Annotated in this window: 17 protein-coding genes and 1 riboswitch; of the genes, 5 read left to right on the plus strand and 12 right to left on the minus strand. The window is 53.1% G+C overall.

Annotated features, from left to right (window positions below; translation table 11 throughout):
• The first annotated feature begins 240 nt into the window (after positions 1–240).
• Positions 241–405 carry a DUF1328 domain-containing protein gene (locus tag J2Z18_RS28060; RefSeq protein ID WP_007131682.1) on the plus strand — a complete coding sequence of 55 codons (165 nt, stop codon included), beginning with the start codon at positions 241–243 and terminating at the stop codon, positions 403–405.
• A gap of 144 nt (positions 406–549) precedes the next feature.
• Here J2Z18_RS28060 and J2Z18_RS28065 read toward each other — a convergent pair whose 3' ends face one another.
• The 3 genes from J2Z18_RS28065 to J2Z18_RS28075 all read right to left on the minus strand — a co-directional run bounded on the left by J2Z18_RS28065 (position 550) and on the right by J2Z18_RS28075 (position 3,379).
• The gene (locus J2Z18_RS28065) at positions 550–2,052 is read right to left on the minus strand and encodes a DHA2 family efflux MFS transporter permease subunit (protein WP_144870100.1); all 1,503 of its coding nucleotides are present in this window, start codon (positions 2,050–2,052) and stop codon (positions 550–552) included.
• 49 nt (positions 2,053–2,101) lie between these two features.
• Positions 2,102–2,551 (minus strand): MarR family winged helix-turn-helix transcriptional regulator, encoded by a 450-nt coding sequence (locus J2Z18_RS28070; RefSeq protein WP_007131684.1) that lies wholly within the window; start codon positions 2,549–2,551, stop codon positions 2,102–2,104.
• Between the two features lie 249 nt (positions 2,552–2,800).
• Positions 2,801–3,379 carry a hypothetical protein gene (locus J2Z18_RS28075; RefSeq protein ID WP_007131685.1) on the minus strand — a complete coding sequence of 193 codons (579 nt, stop codon included), beginning with the start codon at positions 3,377–3,379 and terminating at the stop codon, positions 2,801–2,803.
• Between the two features lie 190 nt (positions 3,380–3,569).
• Here J2Z18_RS28075 and J2Z18_RS28080 point away from each other — a divergent pair, with 190 nt between their 5' ends.
• On the plus strand, positions 3,570–3,905 hold the full coding sequence (locus tag J2Z18_RS28080) for a hypothetical protein (RefSeq protein ID WP_028405767.1): 336 nt from the start codon (positions 3,570–3,572) through the stop codon (positions 3,903–3,905).
• 186 nt (positions 3,906–4,091) lie between these two features.
• On the opposite strand, the gene J2Z18_RS28085 is transcribed toward J2Z18_RS28080, so the two are convergent.
• A complete protein-coding gene (locus J2Z18_RS28085; protein WP_028405766.1) occupies positions 4,092–4,967 on the minus strand; it encodes a cation diffusion facilitator family transporter in 876 nt (291 codons plus the stop codon).
• 240 nt (positions 4,968–5,207) lie between these two features.
• Here J2Z18_RS28085 and J2Z18_RS28090 point away from each other — a divergent pair, with 240 nt between their 5' ends.
• The gene (locus J2Z18_RS28090) at positions 5,208–5,396 is read left to right on the plus strand and encodes a hypothetical protein (RefSeq protein ID WP_007131688.1); all 189 of its coding nucleotides are present in this window, start codon (positions 5,208–5,210) and stop codon (positions 5,394–5,396) included.
• Positions 5,397–5,520: 124 nt separating this feature from the next.
• Here the strand turns inward: J2Z18_RS28090 and J2Z18_RS28095 are convergent, their stop codons facing one another.
• The 5 genes from J2Z18_RS28095 to J2Z18_RS28110 all read right to left on the minus strand — a co-directional run bounded on the left by J2Z18_RS28095 (position 5,521) and on the right by J2Z18_RS28110 (position 10,996).
• Positions 5,521–7,152, minus strand: a complete 1,632-nt coding sequence (locus tag J2Z18_RS28095; protein WP_028405765.1) for an ABC-F family ATP-binding cassette domain-containing protein — start codon at positions 7,150–7,152, stop codon at positions 5,521–5,523.
• A 185-nt stretch (positions 7,153–7,337) separates the two neighbouring features.
• A complete protein-coding gene (locus tag J2Z18_RS28100) occupies positions 7,338–8,366 on the minus strand; it encodes an MBL fold metallo-hydrolase (protein WP_007131690.1) in 1,029 nt (342 codons plus the stop codon).
• A 137-nt stretch (positions 8,367–8,503) separates the two neighbouring features.
• Complete coding sequence (gene cydS, locus J2Z18_RS31090; protein WP_007131691.1) at positions 8,504–8,605, minus strand: cytochrome bd oxidase small subunit CydS family protein; 102 nt, start codon at positions 8,603–8,605, stop codon at positions 8,504–8,506.
• 4 nt (positions 8,606–8,609) lie between these two features.
• On the minus strand, positions 8,610–9,647 hold the full coding sequence (locus J2Z18_RS28105; protein ID WP_028405764.1) for a cytochrome d ubiquinol oxidase subunit II: 1,038 nt from the start codon (positions 9,645–9,647) through the stop codon (positions 8,610–8,612).
• Positions 9,644–10,996 carry a cytochrome ubiquinol oxidase subunit I gene (locus J2Z18_RS28110; protein WP_007131693.1) on the minus strand — a complete coding sequence of 451 codons (1,353 nt, stop codon included), beginning with the start codon at positions 10,994–10,996 and terminating at the stop codon, positions 9,644–9,646. The genes J2Z18_RS28105 and J2Z18_RS28110 overlap by 4 nt, the downstream gene beginning before the upstream one ends.
• A 710-nt stretch (positions 10,997–11,706) precedes the next feature.
• Here J2Z18_RS28110 and J2Z18_RS28115 point away from each other — a divergent pair.
• Both J2Z18_RS28115 and J2Z18_RS28120 read left to right on the plus strand, forming a co-directional pair.
• Positions 11,707–12,837: a virulence factor gene (locus J2Z18_RS28115; protein WP_028405763.1), complete on the plus strand. Its 1,131-nt coding sequence runs from the start codon at positions 11,707–11,709 to the stop codon at positions 12,835–12,837.
• Between the two features lie 159 nt (positions 12,838–12,996).
• Positions 12,997–13,189, plus strand: a riboswitch (Lysine riboswitch).
• Positions 13,190–13,364: 175 nt separating this feature from the next.
• A complete protein-coding gene (locus J2Z18_RS28120) occupies positions 13,365–14,756 on the plus strand; it encodes an amino acid permease (RefSeq protein ID WP_232239355.1) in 1,392 nt (463 codons plus the stop codon).
• A 199-nt stretch (positions 14,757–14,955) separates the two neighbouring features.
• On the opposite strand, the gene J2Z18_RS28125 is transcribed toward J2Z18_RS28120, so the two are convergent.
• The 3 genes from J2Z18_RS28125 to J2Z18_RS28135 all read right to left on the minus strand — a co-directional run bounded on the left by J2Z18_RS28125 (position 14,956) and on the right by J2Z18_RS28135 (position 19,516).
• Positions 14,956–16,098, minus strand: coding sequence for a transglutaminase domain-containing protein (locus tag J2Z18_RS28125; RefSeq protein ID WP_028405762.1), 1,143 nt, complete (start codon positions 16,096–16,098; stop codon positions 14,956–14,958).
• A 106-nt stretch (positions 16,099–16,204) separates the two neighbouring features.
• Complete coding sequence (locus tag J2Z18_RS28130) at positions 16,205–18,547, minus strand: YcdB/YcdC domain-containing protein (RefSeq protein WP_007131698.1); 2,343 nt, start codon at positions 18,545–18,547, stop codon at positions 16,205–16,207.
• 339 nt (positions 18,548–18,886) lie between these two features.
• Positions 18,887–19,516 carry a bifunctional 4-hydroxy-2-oxoglutarate aldolase/2-dehydro-3-deoxy-phosphogluconate aldolase gene (locus J2Z18_RS28135; protein WP_007131699.1) on the minus strand — a complete coding sequence of 210 codons (630 nt, stop codon included), beginning with the start codon at positions 19,514–19,516 and terminating at the stop codon, positions 18,887–18,889.
• Positions 19,517–19,719: the final 203 nt, after the last annotated feature.

Below are 19,719 nucleotides of genomic sequence, written 5' to 3' on the forward strand. Positions count from 1 at the left end.
TCAGCCCGCGAAACAAGCTCCGGCCAGCTGCACCTTTATTCACGGGATACGGCCAAGCAGCCTTGTTTCAGCTCGGATCGCCGCGGTTAAAGAACACTACGAAGGCGGGGTGCCGCATAGAGACGATCCACGTCAGATTCCAGCCGGTCCGGATATTCGGCTTGCCGGCACCCTAAAGGAACCATATCCGACTGCTTCAAACTGTTCCAAAAATCAATTCAGAAAGCAGGGTGAATCCTTATGTTGAAATGGTCCGTAATCTTTCTGATTATTGCGCTGATCGCAGGAATCTTCGGCTTCTTCGGCATCGTAGAAGCTGCCGCCAGCATCGCGAAGGTGCTGTTCTTCATCTTCGTCGTCCTGTTTATCATTACTCTATTTACCGGACGCAGACGAAGCATGTAGTGATATCAGAAGCTCTTTGCTTACAGCTTAGACATAAAGAGGAACGGCAACCTCCTCCTCTGCACAAAAAGAAACGGGTGTCCCCCCTGCGGCCATGCTGCAGGGGGGACACCCGTTTTTAGTTCGTTATCTGGTAATGTTCCATTACACCGTCGTTGCCGCTTCCTTGGTTCCCGAAGGGGCAGGCTCTTTCGCCGGCTTCGTCTTCTTAATGAAGAAGGCCAGAATAAGCGAGGCGACAGCGATCCAAGTCGCAATGACGAAGGCGTAGTTAATGCCATATATCGTAGACTCATGGCTCAGGCGAAGAAGATCCGCCTGGTTATTCGGATCGAACGTACCGGTCTTCATCAAAGCCTCGCCATGGCTTTGAGCTTGCGTAGACATGACCGTTACGAGAATGGCTGTACCGATCGAGCCGGAAATCATACGGAGCGTGTTGGACATGGCCGTTCCGTGCGCGTTCAGGCTGCGTGGCAACTGGTTCAGTCCGGCGGTCTGGATTGGCATCATCAGCATCGACATGCCGAACATACGGGCCGTATAGATGATCATGATCATACCGTAGGACATCGTTTCGCTTAGATTGCTGAACTCCCAAGTCGTTATGACCGTGATGGCAAGGCCGATTACGGCAAGCCACTTCGCTCCGACCCGGTCGAAGATCGCGCCGGTAATCGGGGACATAATGCCCATCAGGATCGCTCCCGGAAGCATGAGCAATCCGGATTCAACCGGAGTGAAGCCGCGGATTTGCTGCAAATAAATCGGCAGCAGAATCATACCGGCGTACATGGCCATCGTAACAATGACGTTAATGAGAGTGGTCAGCGTGAACATATTGTATCTGAAGATTCGGAACTCGAGCATCGGATCCTTGACCTTAAGCTCGCGCCACACGAACAGGATTAGCGCAACCGTACCGACGGCAAGCGTCGAAATGACCGGCGTGCTTGACCATCCGTCATTGCCAGCATCACTGAAGCCGTACAACAGGCCGCCGAACCCGAGCGTCGACAGAATGACGGCAAGCATATCCAGCTTTGGCCGGCTGACTTCCGTGACATTTTTCAGGAAGAAAATACCGATCAGCGTAGCGATCACCGAGAACGGAAGGATCATATAGAACAGAACGCGCCAATCGTAATGCTCCACGATGTAGCCGGAGAGCGTCGGACCGATTGCAGGCGCAAAGATCATCGCGATACCCATCATGCCCATCGCTTTGCCCCGGTTCTCCACCGGGAAGATGTTCAGGAACACAACTGTCATCAGCGGCATAAGAATGCCTGCACCTGCAGCCTGGACAAGACGTCCGGTCAACAGGGATGCGAAATTCGGACTGATGGCACAGACCAATGTCCCAATCGTAAACAGAAGCATCGCGCTTATAAATAATTGCCTCGTCGAAAAACGCGCGATCAAATAAGCCGTTACAGGAATAAGAACGCCGTTTACGAGCATAAAGCCGGTTGTTAGCCACTGGGCAACCGTCGGCTTAATGGCCAGATTCTCCATGATGCTGGGCAGAGCAACGTTCATTAGGGTCTGATTCAGGATGGCGACGAAAGCGCCGATCATCAGGGCTGCTATAATTGGCCCTTTCTTAACAGGTTCGCCGGGGCGAACCGCAGTATGGGTACTCATCATCGCTTCACTCTCTTTCTTAAGTAAGTTTGCACAACTACGGATTTTTCTATGTGGACAGCTTACCTTGGATATGCTCAATGTTCGCTGTTATCTTTCGGTACAAGCAGCCGAGCTGCTTAATTTCTTCATCCGTCAAAAAACCGTACAACATCTCGCTCAATTCATTCCGCTTCTTGGATAGCTGGGTAATCAGCTCACTGCCCTGCTCGGTAATTTCAAGATGAACGACTCTGCGATCCACCTGATCCCGAACACGGCGGGCAAATCCGCCATCAATCAATTTGTCCGAGATACCGGTCACGGCCCCGCAGGTAACATGAATCGAATCGGCCAAATCCGACAACCGAAGGGGGCCCTGCTCATGAAGTTTTTCCAAAGCCGTATATTGCGTCCTGCCTAGTTTAGGGAAGCCTTCCTTCTGCCATTCATTCTGAATCGTCCGAAGCATCTTCTTGAATAACATCTCCAACTCCAGGATTTCATTCCGAATCGGCATCGTCCCGCCCGCTCCTTTACCATCCAGCACCGATTGATTTAGAGCCCCGGGTCTCTCGAAACACGGCTCTCTAAATACTTTAGTACTAAAAGATTTTTTGTTAAACAATTAATGATTATAGTAGGCGAAAATACTCGTGTCAATCTTTACATATTTAATTTTCTTGGTTTTTCTGAAAAATTCCTGACATCAAAAAAGACCCAGAAGAATCGAATATGGATTCGATTTCTGGGTCTTTCGCCTATCCGCTTACTTAAACAGCGACGGTATGGACATCCAATCGAGCGAAAAATTCAGCTCCAGTCCGTCAGATAAAAACTTAACATCCTTAACGGTTACCAAATCCGGCAAATAATCCTTGATCGAGATTTCAATCGGTTCCAGCATGAACACATTTTGAGGCACCTCGACGCCCCGGATTGTCGTGGATTGGTGATTCAGGATGAGATGGCTTCCTCTTGCCGACATTTGAAATTTCAAAACAGCACCAAAGGGCAGCACGCCATACCGGCCGTTCATTTGTGCTGTCATCACGGTGCCGTTCATTTGAAAATCGGCCCCTGTAATTTCGACGCCCAAGTCATGGGTATTCATATATTTGACCAAATTCTTTTTGCTAAGCTGTGATACTTCCTCAATACTCAGCTTCATGCGGGTGTCCCGGTCCGAAACCATCGTCATCAGCTTTTCCTTGAAATCTACGGTACGGTACTTTAAATCAAGAGTCTGGGTAGGATATACAAACCAGACGGCAGCACCGGCTACGACAAGCAAAAGGATCAGGATGACCAGGAAAAATCGACCGGCTCTTTTTTTTCGGCGCGCCATCGCAGTCCCCCCTTTACGAAGTAAAAATATCGCTGTATAATAGGCTTCTTTCGTCTCAAAGTATATATGAAGAAGACAGGCTTGTCACTTTTTGAGCGAAAAGATCCACAATTTAGTGATTCAAGTTATCCAGATTGTGGTATTACGTTTTTGTCAAATCATTCTACGGTCCCAAGGAGGAAGTTTATTGATGAAAAAAACTTTAGGCATTACCGCAGCACTTGCTCTGGCCCTGTCCCTTACAGCCGTTGCCAGCGCAGATCCGATCACCGGAACGGTTACAAACGCAACGTACAACAATACGGAAGAGCCGATCATTAAGCCTGACGAAGTGGTCCTGAACCCAACGCCAATGCATGAGCTGACCAAGGTTACCTACTTCTATAACGCACCTAACGGCAAAAAAGTCGGCGCTTTGGCACCGCAAAAAGTCGATACAACCGGCAATCGCTTTGAAGACGCTCGCGGTGGAGAATGGGTTGAAATTTATACCTGGCTCGGTACCGCTTGGATTTACGTCGATTAATCTAAAGCCGCTGAGCTGCTCTATTAAACACATAATTTTTAGTAAGTCTGTTTTTGCTTGCTAAGCAATAAAGTATTAAGCGCATAAAAGAAACCGTTCATTCGTCAATGGCTGGGTCCTTTACCCGCATTACATAACAGAACGGTTTCTTTGCGTTTTATGCTTATGATTCGCTTCAGGACACGGTCATCCAGTTCCCTTGGGCTCCACATGGATATGCACGCTCATGATGTCATGGACTTTCTCCATTCTTTCCTCGATCCGGTCGCTGATCCGATGCCCCTCGAGAACGCTGATATGAGGATCTACCTCAATAACGATATCCACCAGGACCCGGTTGCCATGGATTCTCGCCTTCATATCCTTGATCCCTTCCACGCCGGGGGTGCTAGCAATCGTAGCCCGCAGATCGGACAGGCGGCTTTCGTCGAAGCCATCGGTCAAATTGTGGGTCGACTCTTTAAATATCCCCCAGGCTGTCCGGCATATGAGCAAACCTACCGCAATTGCAGCGGCCGTGTCGAGCCAAGGGAGACCGAACTGTGAGCCGATGATGCCTACCGCCGCCCCCACGCTGACCAATGCATCCGATAAATTATCCTTGGCCGCAGCCATTAAGGCCTGATTGTTTATGCGCCGGGCGAGATTCCGGTTATACCGGTACACACCCAGCATCACGATCGCGGAAATGCCGGCCACGCCCGCAGACCATACATTCGGGATTTGCTTGGCCCCTTCAAAAAAAGACCGCCCCGCCTCAACCAGCACCTGAATTCCGACAAACGCCATGATAAATGATGCGATCAGTGCAGCGACCGTTTCGGCTCTTAAATGCCCGTAAGCATGGTCGGAATCGGGCGGCTTTCGGGAGATGCGCAGGCCGATTAATACGGCTGCCGAAGCTACAATGTCCGTCATATTGTTAAAGCCGTCGGCAAGCAAAGCGCTGGAGGCAAATACGCTGCCGCCTACAACTTTAAATGCCGAGAGCGCCAGGTATGCCCCGATGCTGACCCATGCCCCGCGCTCCCCCTTTTTTATATTCTCATAGACATCCACGATGCGCGTCTCTCCTTTAACTCAGCTTAACAAGGCAGCATGAAGCGAACCTCTTGATCCTATCCATATTCACATCGGCTATGGCTATTCTTGCGCGTCGATGTTAATAAGCGCCTTCACCGGATGTACCGCATCGAGCCCGGGTCATTCGTAAAAAACAGTATTAATTATTGTTACCCTTGCGGGGGGTTTTAAAAACGAATAAAATGAGAACAGCTAAACCACGAAGGAGAGGGTGATCCCATGCCCGAGAATCAGGAATCGCGAAAAATCAATTTGGCGGATGCCATCCGTCAAAAGCTGGAGCAGAAGAAGCAGCAGAACTCGGCTGCCGGCAAACCGGGGCAGTTCCAGCCTGGCCAAACCCCTAAACTGAAAAGCCAAAATAACAAAAAACCAAACAATCAGCGTCGCCGCACCGGCGGCTCCTAAAAGAGCCTGCCACCGCTGCTATCCGAAAACGCGAAAAAAAATGCTGCGTCTCTTTCATGAAGAGATGCAGCATTTTTTAATCGTACCTCACGTTCCCTTGCCGGGAGGACCCGGCGCGGCGTTATTACGAGGTAGCTTCTACAGCATACATGCGTTCACGAAGAGCTTTGATCTCTTCGCTCTCCAGATACTCGTCATAGCTCATGACGCGGTCGATGATGCCGCTTGGCGTAATCTCGATAATCCGGTTCGCAATCGTCTGAATGAACTGATGGTCATGCGAAGTGAACAGAATCGTTCCGTCGAAATCAATCAGCCCGTTGTTGAGGGCCGTGATCGATTCCAAATCCAAGTGGTTCGTCGGCTCATCGAACACAAGCACGTTCGCGCCGTTCAGCATCATCTTGGCAAGCATGCAGCGGACCTTCTCGCCCCCGGACAATACGCTGGCCTTCTTCAAAGCCTCTTCGCCGGAGAAGAGCATGCGTCCGAGGAATCCGCGCAGGAATGTCTCGTCCTGGTCTTTGGAATACTGGCGCAGCCACTCGACCAAGTTCAGATCCACGCCATCGAAATACGCCGAGTTGTCCTTCGGGAAATAGGCTTGGGTTGTCGTAACCCCCCAGCTGTATTCGCCGGATTCGGCTTCAGTCTCGCCCATGATGACCTGGAACAGCGTCGTCTTAGGCAAGCTGTTCGGCCCGACAAATGCGATTTTATCCCCTTTGTTCACCACGAAGCTGACATTATCCAGCACCTTCTCGCCTTCGACGCTCTTGGTGATTCCGTCAACGGTCAGCAGCTGCTTGCCTGCTTCGCGCTCAGGCTTGAAGTTAATGAACGGATATTTCCGGTTGGAAGGACGGATATCCTCCAGCGTGATTTTCTCCAGCTGCTTCTTCCGCGACGTCGCCTGCTTCGATTTCGAAGCGTTGGCGGAGAACCGCTGGATAAAGGCTTGAAGCTCCTTGATCTTCTCTTCCTTCTTCTTGTTGGATTCACGCTGCAGCTGGAGCGCCAGCTGGCTGGACTCGTACCAGAAGTCGTAGTTGCCGACATAGAGCTGGATTTTGCCGAAATCGATATCCGCAATATGCGTACATACCTTATTCAGGAAGTGACGGTCATGGGATACGACGATAACGGTGCCTTCGTAATCCATCAGGAAGTTCTCCAGCCATTGAATCGACTCGAGGTCCAAGTGGTTGGTAGGCTCGTCAAGCAGCAGGTTGTGCGGACGTCCGAACAACGCCTGGGCGAGGAGAACCCGCACCTTCTCGTTACCGGAAAGCTCTGCCATCTTCTTGTCATGCAGCTCGCGCGGAATGCCGAGACCGATCAGGAGTGCAGCCGCATCCGGCTCGGCGTCCCAGCCGTTCAATTCGGCGAATTCGCCTTCCAGCTCACCTGCGCGCATACCGTCTTCTTCCGAAAAATCGGCCTTCGCATACAGCGCATCCTTCTCCTTCATGATCTGGTACAGACGCGCATGTCCCATAATGACGGTCTCCAGAACCGGATATTGGTCATATTCATAATGGTTCTGCTTCAGAACGGCCAAGCGTTCGTTCGGGGTCATATGAACCTCGCCTTGGTTCGGTTCGATCTCGCCGGACAAAATTTTCAGAAATGTCGATTTGCCCGCCCCGTTGGCGCCGATCAGGCCATAACAGTTGCCTGCCGTGAATTTTATATTTACATCTTCAAATAGTGCTCGTTTGCCATAGCGGAGCGTTACGCCGCTTGTACTGATCATTATCGCATTACCATCCTTTTTCACTGTGGTTACAGCACATTATAGCATAAGTCCGGCAGTTATCGAAGCGTATCGGCGGATTAAAAACAGTTTAAACAAAAAACTCCCACCACCCGCTCTGACAATCAGCGAATAGTGAGAGGTCCAATTCAATTCACGCGTCCCCCCGCATCATCGACAGGGAACTATGACTCTGCATTCCGGCATTCCGGCTGGATCTTGAACGTCTCTCCGTATTTCAATACCCGGATGCGTTCCTTTGCGATCCCAAGGCGCTGGCGTTCCGCCTCCATGCGGTCGAGCGCCTCCTTGGCCGTATCATCGGCCAGCTTGAAGGTTCCGTAGTGCATCGGGATCATCGTCTCGGCCTTTACGTCCTGGAACGCCTGCAGCGCTTCCTCCGGATTGACATGCTGGGAGGTCATGAACCATTCCGGCTCATACGCTCCGATCGGCATTAAGGCGATATGGATGTTGAACCGTTCGCCAATGAGTTTAAAGCCCTGAAAATAGCCGCTGTCCCCGGCAAAATACAGATTCGGCGGGAGCAGGCGTGCTCCTTCCCCACCCTGTGCTACGTCGCAGCTGTCCTGGTCCGCGCCGTCGTCTTGCGTCCGCCCTTCCTGCTGCGCCGGCTCCAGCACATAGCCTCCCCAATGCGAGGTATTGGTGTCGAACGGCGTGCGCCGCGTCCAGTGCTGGGTCGGGACAAACGATATTTTCACGCTGCCGATCGTGGCCGATTCCCACCATTGCAGCTCGATCACGCGGCGAAAGCCCTTTCTGACCATCTTGCGCCGCAGTCCGACCGGGACGATAATCGTTGTCTCGGACCGGTACAATTTCCGAATGGACGCAAAATGCATATGATCGTAATGCGAATGCGAGATCAGAATGACGTCGACCGGTGGAATGTCTTGAATCGGAATTCCGGGCTCACCGAGCCTTTTTGTAAATCCCATTCTCCGCGCCCATACCGGATCGGTAACGATATTCATACCTTCATATTGAATGAAAAAGGTCGCATGCCCGACCCATGTAACGGAGGTTTCGTGCCGGTTGCTGTGCAAATACGGCAAATCCGGCGTCAGGTTCGGAATGACGTACGAATAGTCCTTCTTCTTCTGACGGCGCTCGTCACGCCACTGCTTAAACTGCTTTAACGTTTTGTCCGTGCTGACATTATCGATATTGTTATAGCGGACTTTTGGCATGCAGCCTCCTCCTTCCATATCCAGTATTGTACCCTGTACCGGCCTATCCGCTCAACTTTTGCGCTTTGTTGTTTCTTATAACGCAAATGAAATGCAGCGAATCAGCAAATCGCCGGCGCGAATAATACTCCCCCTGATTAATCTGAAGGGTCCTTATATTTGACGACATAGACGGCCAGGAACACCACGGCTGCCGCTACGGTCAGAAACGGGGCGACAAAGATACCGAAATCCTCCATCGTCTCACCCTCTCTTCGCGGATTTGCCGCGAATGTAATTCGCATCGAACAGGAACAGGCGCATCAGCAGGATCAGCGATGGGATCAGCACGCACAGCCCCAGCACAAATGCGGTGATGAGCGCGACTGCCATCGTATCGTTGGTGATGCTCTCATGGACGTGAATATAATCGTATAGAATGTACGGCAAATGCGACCTGCCGTATCCATACCAGGCAAACGCAAATTGAAGCACCACCATGACAAAGGCCAGGCCCAGCTTGACTTTTTTCCAAACGAGATAAGCGGCGATGCAGAAGCATAAGAAGGAAGCAATAAACATCCAGGCCATATGCAGCATGTTCTGAAAATGCACCGGATTCTGATGGTTGATCTGGAAGAAGGCGAATAAGGATGCGAGAATCGTCGGCCCGCTCCATGCCAGCGCATACCCCCGAACGATCCCGAAGGCAACCTCATCCCCTGCCCGCTGGGCATAGTAGGTCAGAAACATCGCCGAGATATACAGCACGCTCACCAGCGCCAAAATAATGACGGACCAGGTGTACGGATTCGTAAAGAAGCTGTACCAATGAAGCACAACCTTCCCGTTATCCTTATCAATGATTCCCCCCTCGGAGATCGCGAGGATCGTGGACAGCGCAGCCGGAATGAGGAGTCCTGTCGCCCCGTACAGGGCCATATAGACTTTATTGGTCCGGGTCTCGGTCTGGCTCCCGTACGTATGGTAAGCGTAATACGCTCCGCGGATGGCAAGCAGGACAAGCGCCAAACTGCCGGGCACGAGCAGCGCAGTTCCGTAATAGAAGGCCGCGTCCGGGAAGAAGCCGACCAGCCCGACGACGAAGAAGATCAGAAAGACGTTGGTCACTTCCCATACGGGGGACAAGTACCGCTGAATAATGTTGTGGATCTTGTTCCGATGTCCGGTGAGCACGCTGTAAAAGCTGAAGAAGCCCGCGCCGAAATCAATCGAAGCAACGACCAAATAACCGAACAGAAATGTCCATAATATCGTAATGGCTACCATTGCATAGCTCATGCGCGGTCCTCTCCTTCGATTTCAAGTCCCAGCGCCCGGATTTCCTCTTCGGCGCTCTTGTTCCGGAACAGCTGGCTGAGCACGCGAATCGCAGACACCGACAGCACAAGATACAATACGATAAACAGGAGCAGCATCCAGCCGACGCTGGTGGAGGTTGTCGCCGCGTCCGCCACCTTCATGTAGCCGCGCACGATCCACGGCTGCCTTCCGATCTCCGCCAAAAACCACCCCAGCCAAATCGCCGACATCGCTAAAGGCCCTAATGCCACTATACTGAGCAGCAGCCATTTTGGATAAGGCTTTTTGCCCGGAAGCTTGCGGCGAAACAAATATAACAGCGGAATCAGCACGAGAAGCGCCCCGATCGTCACCTTGAGATCAAAGTAATAATGGACCGAGAGCGGCGGCCGTTCATCCTCGGGGAACTCGTTCAGCCCGATGACCTTCGTTGCGGGGTTGTTGCCTGCCAAAATGCTGAGCGCGTACGGTATTTTCAAAGCGTATTTGACCTCATGATTCTCATCGAGGATGCCGCCGTAAATGAGCGGCGCCCTCGTCATCGTCTCGAAATGCCACTCCGCCGCCGCCAGCTTCTCCGGCTGGTATTTGGCCAAAAATTTGCCCGAGAAGTCCCCGATGGCCACCGTGGCAACTGCAAATACGAAGGCGGAGACGACGGTCAGCTTCAGCGCCTTTTTAAAATATACATGCGTGCTTCCCTTAAGAAGGCTAAAAGCCGCAATGCTTGCCAGCACGCCTGCGCTCGTCGTAAACGCGGAGGCCAGCACATGGCTCACCTTCGTCGGCGTTGCCGGATTGAACATCGCGACAAACGGATTCACGTTCGTGAACACGCCGTCAACCAGCTCAAACCCTTGCGGCTGATTCATGAAGGCGTTCATGCTGGTAATGAAGAAAGCCGAAGCGGATGAGCCGATGGCTACGGGAATGAGCAGCAGCAAATGCGTCGATTTATTTTTGAACCGGTCCCAGGTGTACAAATAAATGCCCAGAAAGATCGCCTCCACGAAAAAAGCGAAGGTCTCCATAAACAACGGCAGTGCAATCGCCTTGCCGGCTACGCGCATAAAGGTCGGCCACAGCAGGCTCAGTTGCAGTCCGATCGCCGTCCCTGTCACGACCCCTACCGCAACCGTGATGACATATCCCCGCGCCCACCGCCTCGCCAGCAGCGTATAATGGTCATCTCCCGTCCGGATCCCCCTCCATTCGGCCAGTGCCAGCATAATCGGGATGCCCACCCCGATCGTCGCCAACACGATATGAACAAACAGGGTCAAACCGGTCAATATCCGGCTCATTAATACCGGATCCAGTGAAGACATTAAGGCTCACTCCTTCATATTAATAGCTGCTCGGGTTGCTCAGGCGTCTCGGAGTTGCCGGACTCGCACGGGTGCGCTCGGGTGCGCTCGGGTTGCTCGGATGCGCTCGGGTTGCCCGGGACTGCTGAGGACGCTTGGGTTGCCGGGATGGCCTCGGTTGCCCGATATCGCTCCGGGCGCTCGGGTTCCGGGAGCACAACGTCTCCCCGGGATCGCTTCCGGGTGCTCGGGGCCTGGGCTCGTCTCGGTTTCCGAGACCGCTCCGGGCACTCTAGTTATCCGGGATCGCTCCGGTTTAGCAACCGCCTAACACGCATCCTCTCCTTCGCATCAGCCGAAAAAATGGATGAAACGCAGATACCCTTTCACGGCACCGTACAGCATAATCGCGGCAACGATCCAGCACACCAGGGCCAGCGTTCTCTCCTGCTTACGGTACATGCCCGGTCTTCTCCCTCCACTTTGGAATCGCTCTTCTAAATCTTCTATATAAGCTTCTATGTAAGTCCTCCGTAAGAAGCACAGAATTAGGTATCCTGTCAGGCTAGTCGTCGCCTTCAGGTCAATCAGTCCTGCTCAAGGATAGTTTGACAAACCTTTCCTCTTTTTATCCAAAAATTCGCTCTTGCCGGTGGCCAGGCCGGGATGCGATGTTTTTTCCCGCGGGGAACTGAGGTACAATAGGAGCATAAGGAGGCGATACTTGAACTATGAAGATTACATTCATCGAACCGACCCCAAGCCCGAACTCCATGAAGCTTCACTTGGACGAAACGCTGGAGCCGGGCATACGCAAAACATATACGGTTGAAAACGAAAGATCTGCTCCATCCTGGATCCGCCAGCTGCTGCACATTCCTGGTGTGAAAAGCGTGTTCCATACAGCGGACTTCATCGCGCTCGATCGCAAAGGCAATGCGGACTGGCCTTCCATCCTGGGCGCCGTTCAGGAGATATTCGGCCAGGAGGGTCTGGCAGCAGGACTGAATGAAGGCGAACAAGAGGCCGCCTTCGGCGAAGCCCAGGTGTTCGTGCAGTATTTCCGCGGCATTCCGATGCAGATCCGCGTAAAGAGCGGCGCCAAGGAGGAGAGAATCGCCTTGTCCGACCGGTTCACCAAAGCGGTGACCGAGGTTGCGACCGCTACCCTCATTAAAGAGCGCAAGCTGAAGGAATACGGCGTCCGCTACGGCGAGCTTGCCGATATCGCGCGCGAGGTCGAGCAGGAGCTGGAAGCGGCGTTTCCGCAGGAGCGCCTGGATCGCGTCGTGGCGCAGGCGATCGCCCACGGCGCCAACGACGAGGAATTCGTGGAGCAGCGGCGCAAGCTGAGCGATGAAGAAATCGAGACCGCCCTTTCGGATGATGACTGGCGCGTCCGCTATGCCGCACTCGAGGTGCTGGAGCCGAGCGAGAAGCATATCCCTCTGCTCCGCAAAGCGCTGCAGGATCCGAAGATGCAAATCCGGCGGCTTGTCGTCGTTTATCTCGGCGACATTCGCACGCCTGATGCGATGGAGCTGCTGTACGAGGCAATGCGTGACGACGCACCGGCCGTACGCCGGACAGCCGGCGATACGCTGTCCGATATCGGCGATGCTGCCGCTACGCCGGTTATGATCGAATCGCTGAAGGATACCAGCAAGATCGTACGCTGGCGCGCCGCCCGCTTCCTCTATGAGGTCGGAACCGAAGAAGCGCGCTCGGCGCTCGAAGAGGCGGCGAACGACCCTGAATTCGAGGTCAGCCTGCAGGCTCGCATGGCTCTGGAGCGGATCGAATCCGGCGAGGAAGCGGCCGGCACGGTGTGGCAACAAATGGCTAAGCGTACCCGCTCGTAAGCGGGCGTCATGCCGTCCATGCCCCCTAAAGCGGATGGCCGGGACGAAATCGGATCAACACTCCAGGCGACAAAATTAACCATTGATTCTCACACGCGATGTGATTTATACTAGGAATCTCTTGTTAGAACTGAATAGAAGGATAGCCTCATCAATCCAAGATGAGGTAGAGGTTGCAGACATGATCAGTAATCGCGTCGAGGCGAAGAGGAGCCGGGGAAGCGCAGATGAAAGGCATGGCTGCCGAAGTGCAGGATATACTCTTGTATTCTGTGCTGGGGTCGTTGCCGAAAGGGACGGAACTGTCACGGGAATTGCATGACGCAATCGCCCGTGTTGCGCTATCTTCATGGAGGGTTTGATGCGGATTACACATAGACCGCAGGTACAGGACCTGGGGTCTATTCTTTTTATTCGGGGTAAAATGACTTGTAGTCGTATCTCTTACTATATAGAAGGAGTGTTTGATCTTGAGTTCTAGAAAAGCACCAGCAGCCTCTCTGAAGCCAAGCTTCAAGGCCCGTCATATGACGATGATCGCCTTGGGCGGATCCATCGGCACCGGCCTGTTTCTGGCAAGCGGAACGGCTATATCCTCCGCCGGCCCTGGCGGGGCACTCATTGCTTATGCCGCCGTCGGCCTGATGGTATACTTCCTGATGACCAGCTTGGGCGAGCTGGCCACGTATTTGCCGGATGCCGGCTCGTTTAGCACTTACGCCTCCCGGTTCGTCAGTCCCGCCTTCGGCTTTGCCGTCGGCTGGAACTTCTGGTACAACTGGGCGGTTACAATTGCCGCTGAACTTGCGGCGGCTACCGTGATTATCAAATTCTGGTTCCCGGACAGCCCGTCCTTCCTGTGGAGCCTTCTGTTTCTGGCCATCATGTTCGGCCTGAACTATCTGTCGAGCAAAGGCTACGGCGAATCGGAATATTGGTTTGCCATCATTAAGGTTGCGACCGTCATCATCTTCCTGATTATCGGCATCCTGATGATCGCCGGCATCCTTGGCGGAAAAGCCGTCGGCTTCTCGAACTTTACGATGGACGGCGGTCCTGTGCACGGCGGCTTCTTCGCGTTGGTAGGCGTATTTATGGCAGCCGGCTTCTCCTTCCAGGGAACCGAGCTGATCGGGGTTGCCGCTGGCGAAAGCGAAAATCCGAGAAAGCATGTGCCGAAGGCCATCCGCCAAGTGTTTTGGCGCATTCTGATCTTCTACATTTTCGCGATTTTCGTTATCGGCATGCTGATTCCGTATACGCATCCGAGTCTGCTTCAATCCGGCGTCGATAACATCGGGGTCAGTCCATTCACGCTCGTGTTCGAACGCGCCGGACTTGCCTTCTCCGCTTCCGTCATGAATGCCGTCATTCTCAGCTCCGTCCTGTCGGCCGGCAACTCGGGCATGTACGCCTCCACCCGCGTTCTCTATTCCATGGCGAAGCAGGGCATGGCACCGAAGTGGCTCAGCCGGCTGAACAGCCGCGGCGTTCCCGTGGCGGCCCTGATCGTGACGACCGCAGTCGGAATGCTCGCTTTCCTGGCCTCCTTCTTCGGGGATGGCGTTGTGTATGTGTGGCTTCTGAACGCCTCGGGAATGTGCGGCTTCATTAACTGGCTCGCGATTGCCGTCAGCCATTACCGGTTCCGCAAGGCGTATATCGCGCAAGGACATGATCTGAAGGAGCTGCCGTTCCGGGCACGCTGGTTCCCGTTCGGACCGCTCTTCGCCTTCCTGCTCTGTCTTGTTGCCATTATCGGCCAAGGGAATTTCAGCGGAGATATCGACTGGCTGACCATCATTGCCACCTATGTAAGCATCCCGCTCTTCCTGGCCATCTGGTTTGGCTACAAGCTCTTTAAGAAGAGCCGTATCGTGCCGCTGCAGGAATGCGACTTAAGCACCGATTCCAAATAAGGCAGTGCGATGAAGTATATACCTTTTGCGATTTTGAATCCGTCATTGTTCTGCCCATAAGGGAAAAGAGCATATCAAATGTCACGACGGCATACAAAGGGGCGGTCCCCCGTAGAATAAAATCTACGGGGGACCGCCCTTTCTTCATTATTGGCTTACATTTGGTTTGACTCGCTTGTATTGAGCACCCACTTCCATGCTACCAGGCGATCTGCACTCTCAAATCATCCGTATCCTCGAATGCGCTGTGATAATATTTGATAGAGCCCAGATTGTTCTTCAGCTGTAATTGCTGGAGCGTCTGAACAAGCTCGTTTTCGCTGCCGTCATATCGGAACACCAGCTTACGGCTCTTCGCAGCCTGGGCGTCCTTCACGAGAGGCTGCAGCTGTTTATAGGATCTGACGATCGCAATTGCATCATAAAGATGATATTCCAGATCCTGCTTGATCGCTTTATAAACGGCCGCTTTCGCCCGGTCCTTGCGGGTCAGCGACGACAAGGTGTCCCGGTAGAGAGTGTCCGCCTTCGGATAGGACTTCACCCAAGTATGATCCCGGCCCATCTGCTTATCTGTCCGAAGATAATACGTGTACGACACCTCGTTTGGGCGGTCCGGGACCGGATCGTCCCATGTCGTGTCCATATGGTACCACTTGCCGTCCAGCAGCACGAGATTCCACGCATGGAGCTGACCTTTCGGATTATCCGGGGAATACGCCGTACCTTCCACAATCTTATTCTCAATACCGGCTTCTTTAAGCAGCTTATGGGTCAGCAAGGAGTAGCCCTGGCATACCGTACTGCCCGTGTATAATCCATCGTAAGCGGTATATTTCGTCAGGGTCGTGTCATATTTCAAATTCAGGACCACCCAATCATGGATGGCCTTCACCTTCTCATGATCATTCATCCCTGCCTTGATGATGCTCTTCAATATCGCGGCAGACCGCATATCGACATATCGGGTCTGCTCCGCAGTCTCGCGATAGCTTAACTGGACCGTCACATTTGCCGCGCTAGCTGTTCCATGATAGTCATAGCTGTAGCTTGCAATGGTGTAGTGGATATACGGGTCGCTGGCCATCGCCTGGTCAAGCGCATCCTTCAGCTGGGACTTCAGCGACTTGGTTTCCCCTTGATAAGCAAACCGCACGGTGGACTGTCTGTCGTTCATAGCCGCCAGCAGCTCCTCCTGGATAGCACCGACCGACTTGATGACCGGTTTGTTCGAAGTAGCATACACATCTATAAGATTAGCCGGCTCGGGGACAGCGGCCACGGTTACGGCTAAACTCCCTGCGAGCAATAATTTGGCTATCGTTGATCGGCCTCGTTTCATCGGTATACCGCCCTTCATCTACCTAATCCCTAAACACCTCCATTGTACCATATTTTCTCAGTGTTTAAGGATTATATTTATGTCGATCAAGCACGAATACCGAAGCTTACCAATAATACGTGGACATGAAGGAATCGCTGCGGCCCGAGAGCTTCGAGAGCGCAACCAGCACTTCAGCCGCTTCTGCCCGGGTCACCTCGCGCTGAGGCAGGAACTTGCCGTCAACAGCCGGCAGCAGACCCAGCTTCATGGAGATCAGGGCCGCTCCTTTATTGGTGATCGCCTGCGCGTCCGATACGCCCAGCACATCGGTAGGAAGGCTGAATACTTTTGACAGCTTCTCGTAGTTAAGAATGCGGGTCAGCGAGCCTGCGAGCTCATCCCGGGTCAGCTTGCGATCCAGCGGCAGCGTGCCTTCAGGATCGTAGGACAACCAGTTTTGCCCTACCATGACTTGAATGGCCGGATAATACGGATGGTCCGGCTGCAGCCCGGCATAAGGGTCGACGGTGCTATTGTACATATCCTTATACGACGGGTTGACGGAAGCCGCGACCAGCTGGTACCATTCCCCGAGCGTTATCTGGCGATCCGGATATACTTTGCCGTCCTTGTCCGGCTCCAGCACCCGGAACTTCACCAGCTCTTGCAGCGCCTGTTCCGACGCATGGCCTTCAATGTCCGTCACGGCCGGAACGTCCTTTGTTCCGATTTCCGTTACAAAATTCCGCCAATTTCCGGTTGCTGCATCCAACGGCAGATGGATCCCGCCGTAATATTCCTTCTGCTGCTTATGCGATGGATAATAGACCAGCTTGATGGTCGGCTCTTCCATTTCACCGGCAATCGTCCGGTAGCCGCCGTAATAGGCATACTTCAGGTTAAGCTCGATTTCGCCCAAATACTTCGCTTTGGCCTGCTCCGGCGTCACGGCCGGCTTGGCATCCGCCTTCAGCTCGGACAGGTTGGCAGCCGCATTCAGACTAAAGTTCTGTATTTGGCCGTTCAGATCAATGGCGAGGCTGATCGAATCGCCCATAATCCGAATATCGCCGACATAACGCTGGAAGTTGAATTGATAAGAGCCTCTCTTGCTCCCTTTGGACGGCCCCTCCGCCATGGTCAGCCTCCACTCTTCAGACGCGTTCGGCACCAGCTTCGATACCACCTCATATGCCTGGTTCAATGCGGCCTGCTGCGAGATCGGCTGCTTCACTTCCGCTGCTTCAAAGACATCATAGCGGTATCTCATGTAGGAATATAATTGCCCGGTCTTGGCATCAACCTCGGCCGAAACCATTTCCCCCGCTCCGTAAGGAGCACCCTTCTCTTCCATCCATCGGATATTCCATGTACGCACCTCGGGGTTATTCCACCGGTTGCCCAGTGACTTCGCCTCCAGCTTCATGCCGGACGGAACCGGGATGAGGGACTTCACCCACTCAGCGGCATCATTTCCTCCGGAGAATGTGCCCTGACGCGGCTTGAAGGTCTCCTTCGCCGCCGGGATGCGTCCATCCTCTACCGGGATAATTTCGGTTTCAATCCCCATGTAGCCGATCGGCTTGCCCGAATCCGCATCCAGGTACGATCCCGCCTGCTCGTTCGGTATGTACCCCAGAAAATATTTGCTCTTCCCATTGCTATTATCCCTATTTTCCGGCACGTAGGCCAAGTCGACCGAGAACTGCTCCTCGTAGAGCTTGCGGATCGCGTTCGCGTCTAGCCTAGGCGTCGCCGAAGGATATTTCTGATTGCTGTAGCTGCGGTTATAGCTGGTGACATTGCCCTGTCCGTCCAAGGAAATATTGATGCTGTTCAGGTCGGATTCGATGCCGTTCACGGTCGATTGGAAATAAAAAGCGAATACCGGCGGCGTGAACAAGGCAGCTTGCATTCCCAAATAGCCGTTATTTTCCTTCAGGTCCTCCACTTTGACGTCGGAGGTGTGCGTTTTGATCCACTGCAGCGCCTTCTCCTTGGCGGCTTCTCGTGTCAATACGGGCTTGTCGGTGTCGTCTCTCAACCCGTTCGGAATATGCACATTCATGATCTCCCCGGTAACGGCATTGACCTGTGCACTGAATCCAATACTCGAGTACCCTCTCGTAATCGATAATTGCAAGTCCCACGAAAGCGTGTTGCCTCCAAAATTATCCGTTTCCGAAAATTGAGCGTTTGTGACTTTGACATTCTTAAGGATCGGAAACGCATTCCGGATAATTTCTTCCGCTTTCTTGGACGAAATTTTGGCGCCTTTCGGAATTTCGTTGTCGGTCACGCTGATGCTGCCGTCACTGCTGTTTACCGTAACGGATTCAGCAGCAGGCGCGCTGCTGTTTGTAGCCGATGCCGCCCAGGCCGGCTGAGCCATGCATAACATTGCCGTGACAGCCGCCACGGTCTTTTTAACGTGTGCCTTCCTCTTTCCGGTTGAATTCGATTTCACTTTATTCGCTCCTCCCCATGTCTTGGAATTTACCATCGCTTCTCAGCATCGGCTGCAGGTTCTATGTAGGATAAGCACTCCGCTGAAACGCCATATTACCAAGCTATCTAAATAATACCATAACTTGTCTATATATTCCTTATGTAGGAAGCTACAAAAAGATGCCAGAACTGTTACCTATAAAATGAGGAATGCCATCATCCTGAAATTTAACGCTCCTCATCATATATCAGATGCATAGATATCAGGCTCGCGTTCGCTTGTCCTATGGATCGAGGGAAGCCTCAGGGAAAACGATAAGCACATTGTAATCTGCCCATCTCTCGAACTCCTCTTCCACTAGACCTGCTTCAGCCTGTCAACAAAGGCTTGTGCCCGCTCCGCCACGGTCTCGACATTCTGGGTCAGCAGCGCATCCTTCGGAATCAGAGCGCTTCCGAGACCTACCGCTGCCGCCCCAGCCGCAAAATAGTCCTCAAGATTATCCAACGTGACCCCTCCGGTTGCAAGCAGCGGAATATGGCTCAGCGGCCCCTGCAGCTCCTTCAGATAAGCAAGCCCGAGGCTGGCCATCGGAAACAGCTTGATGATTTCCGCACCCGCCGAATAGGCGGCCACGATTTCCGTCGGCGTCATCGCCCCCGGCCATATATCAATGCCCCGCTCCAGCGCATACTCGATCACCGCCAGATCCGTATTCGGCGAAATGAGAAACTGCGCTCCGGCAGAGACGGCCTCCTTCGCCATGTCCACATCCAGCACTGTACCGGCGCCGACATACGCGGTACCGTCGTAACGGCTGCGCCAATCGGAGATCATATCCAAGGCCCCCTCCGTGTTCATGGTCACTTCCATGAGCCGAACGCCGCCCCGGGTCAGCCCTTCACCGATGGTTCGCGCCTGCTCCTTCGTAATTCCCCTTACAATTGCCACCAGCTTGTCACGCTTCAATATATCAGTAAGCTGCATCGTTTATGCCTCCCCTTTCTTATATACACCTCTCGGGCCATCATAAACCCCGTTAGGCAGCAATGCAAATGCAACGAATGGTTCACATTTGACGGGAACGAATGCCTCAAATCAGAACCACCCGTCAAACGGGTGGTTTGCTCTTGGGGTATAACCCCTTGTTGCCAAACTGCGCCTAAAGACGCTAGCCTGACAATAAAATT

The sequence above is a fragment of the Paenibacillus lactis genome, from assembly GCF_017873605.1.
Classification (GTDB): Bacteria; Bacillota; Bacilli; order Paenibacillales; family Paenibacillaceae; genus Paenibacillus_AQ; species Paenibacillus_AQ lactis.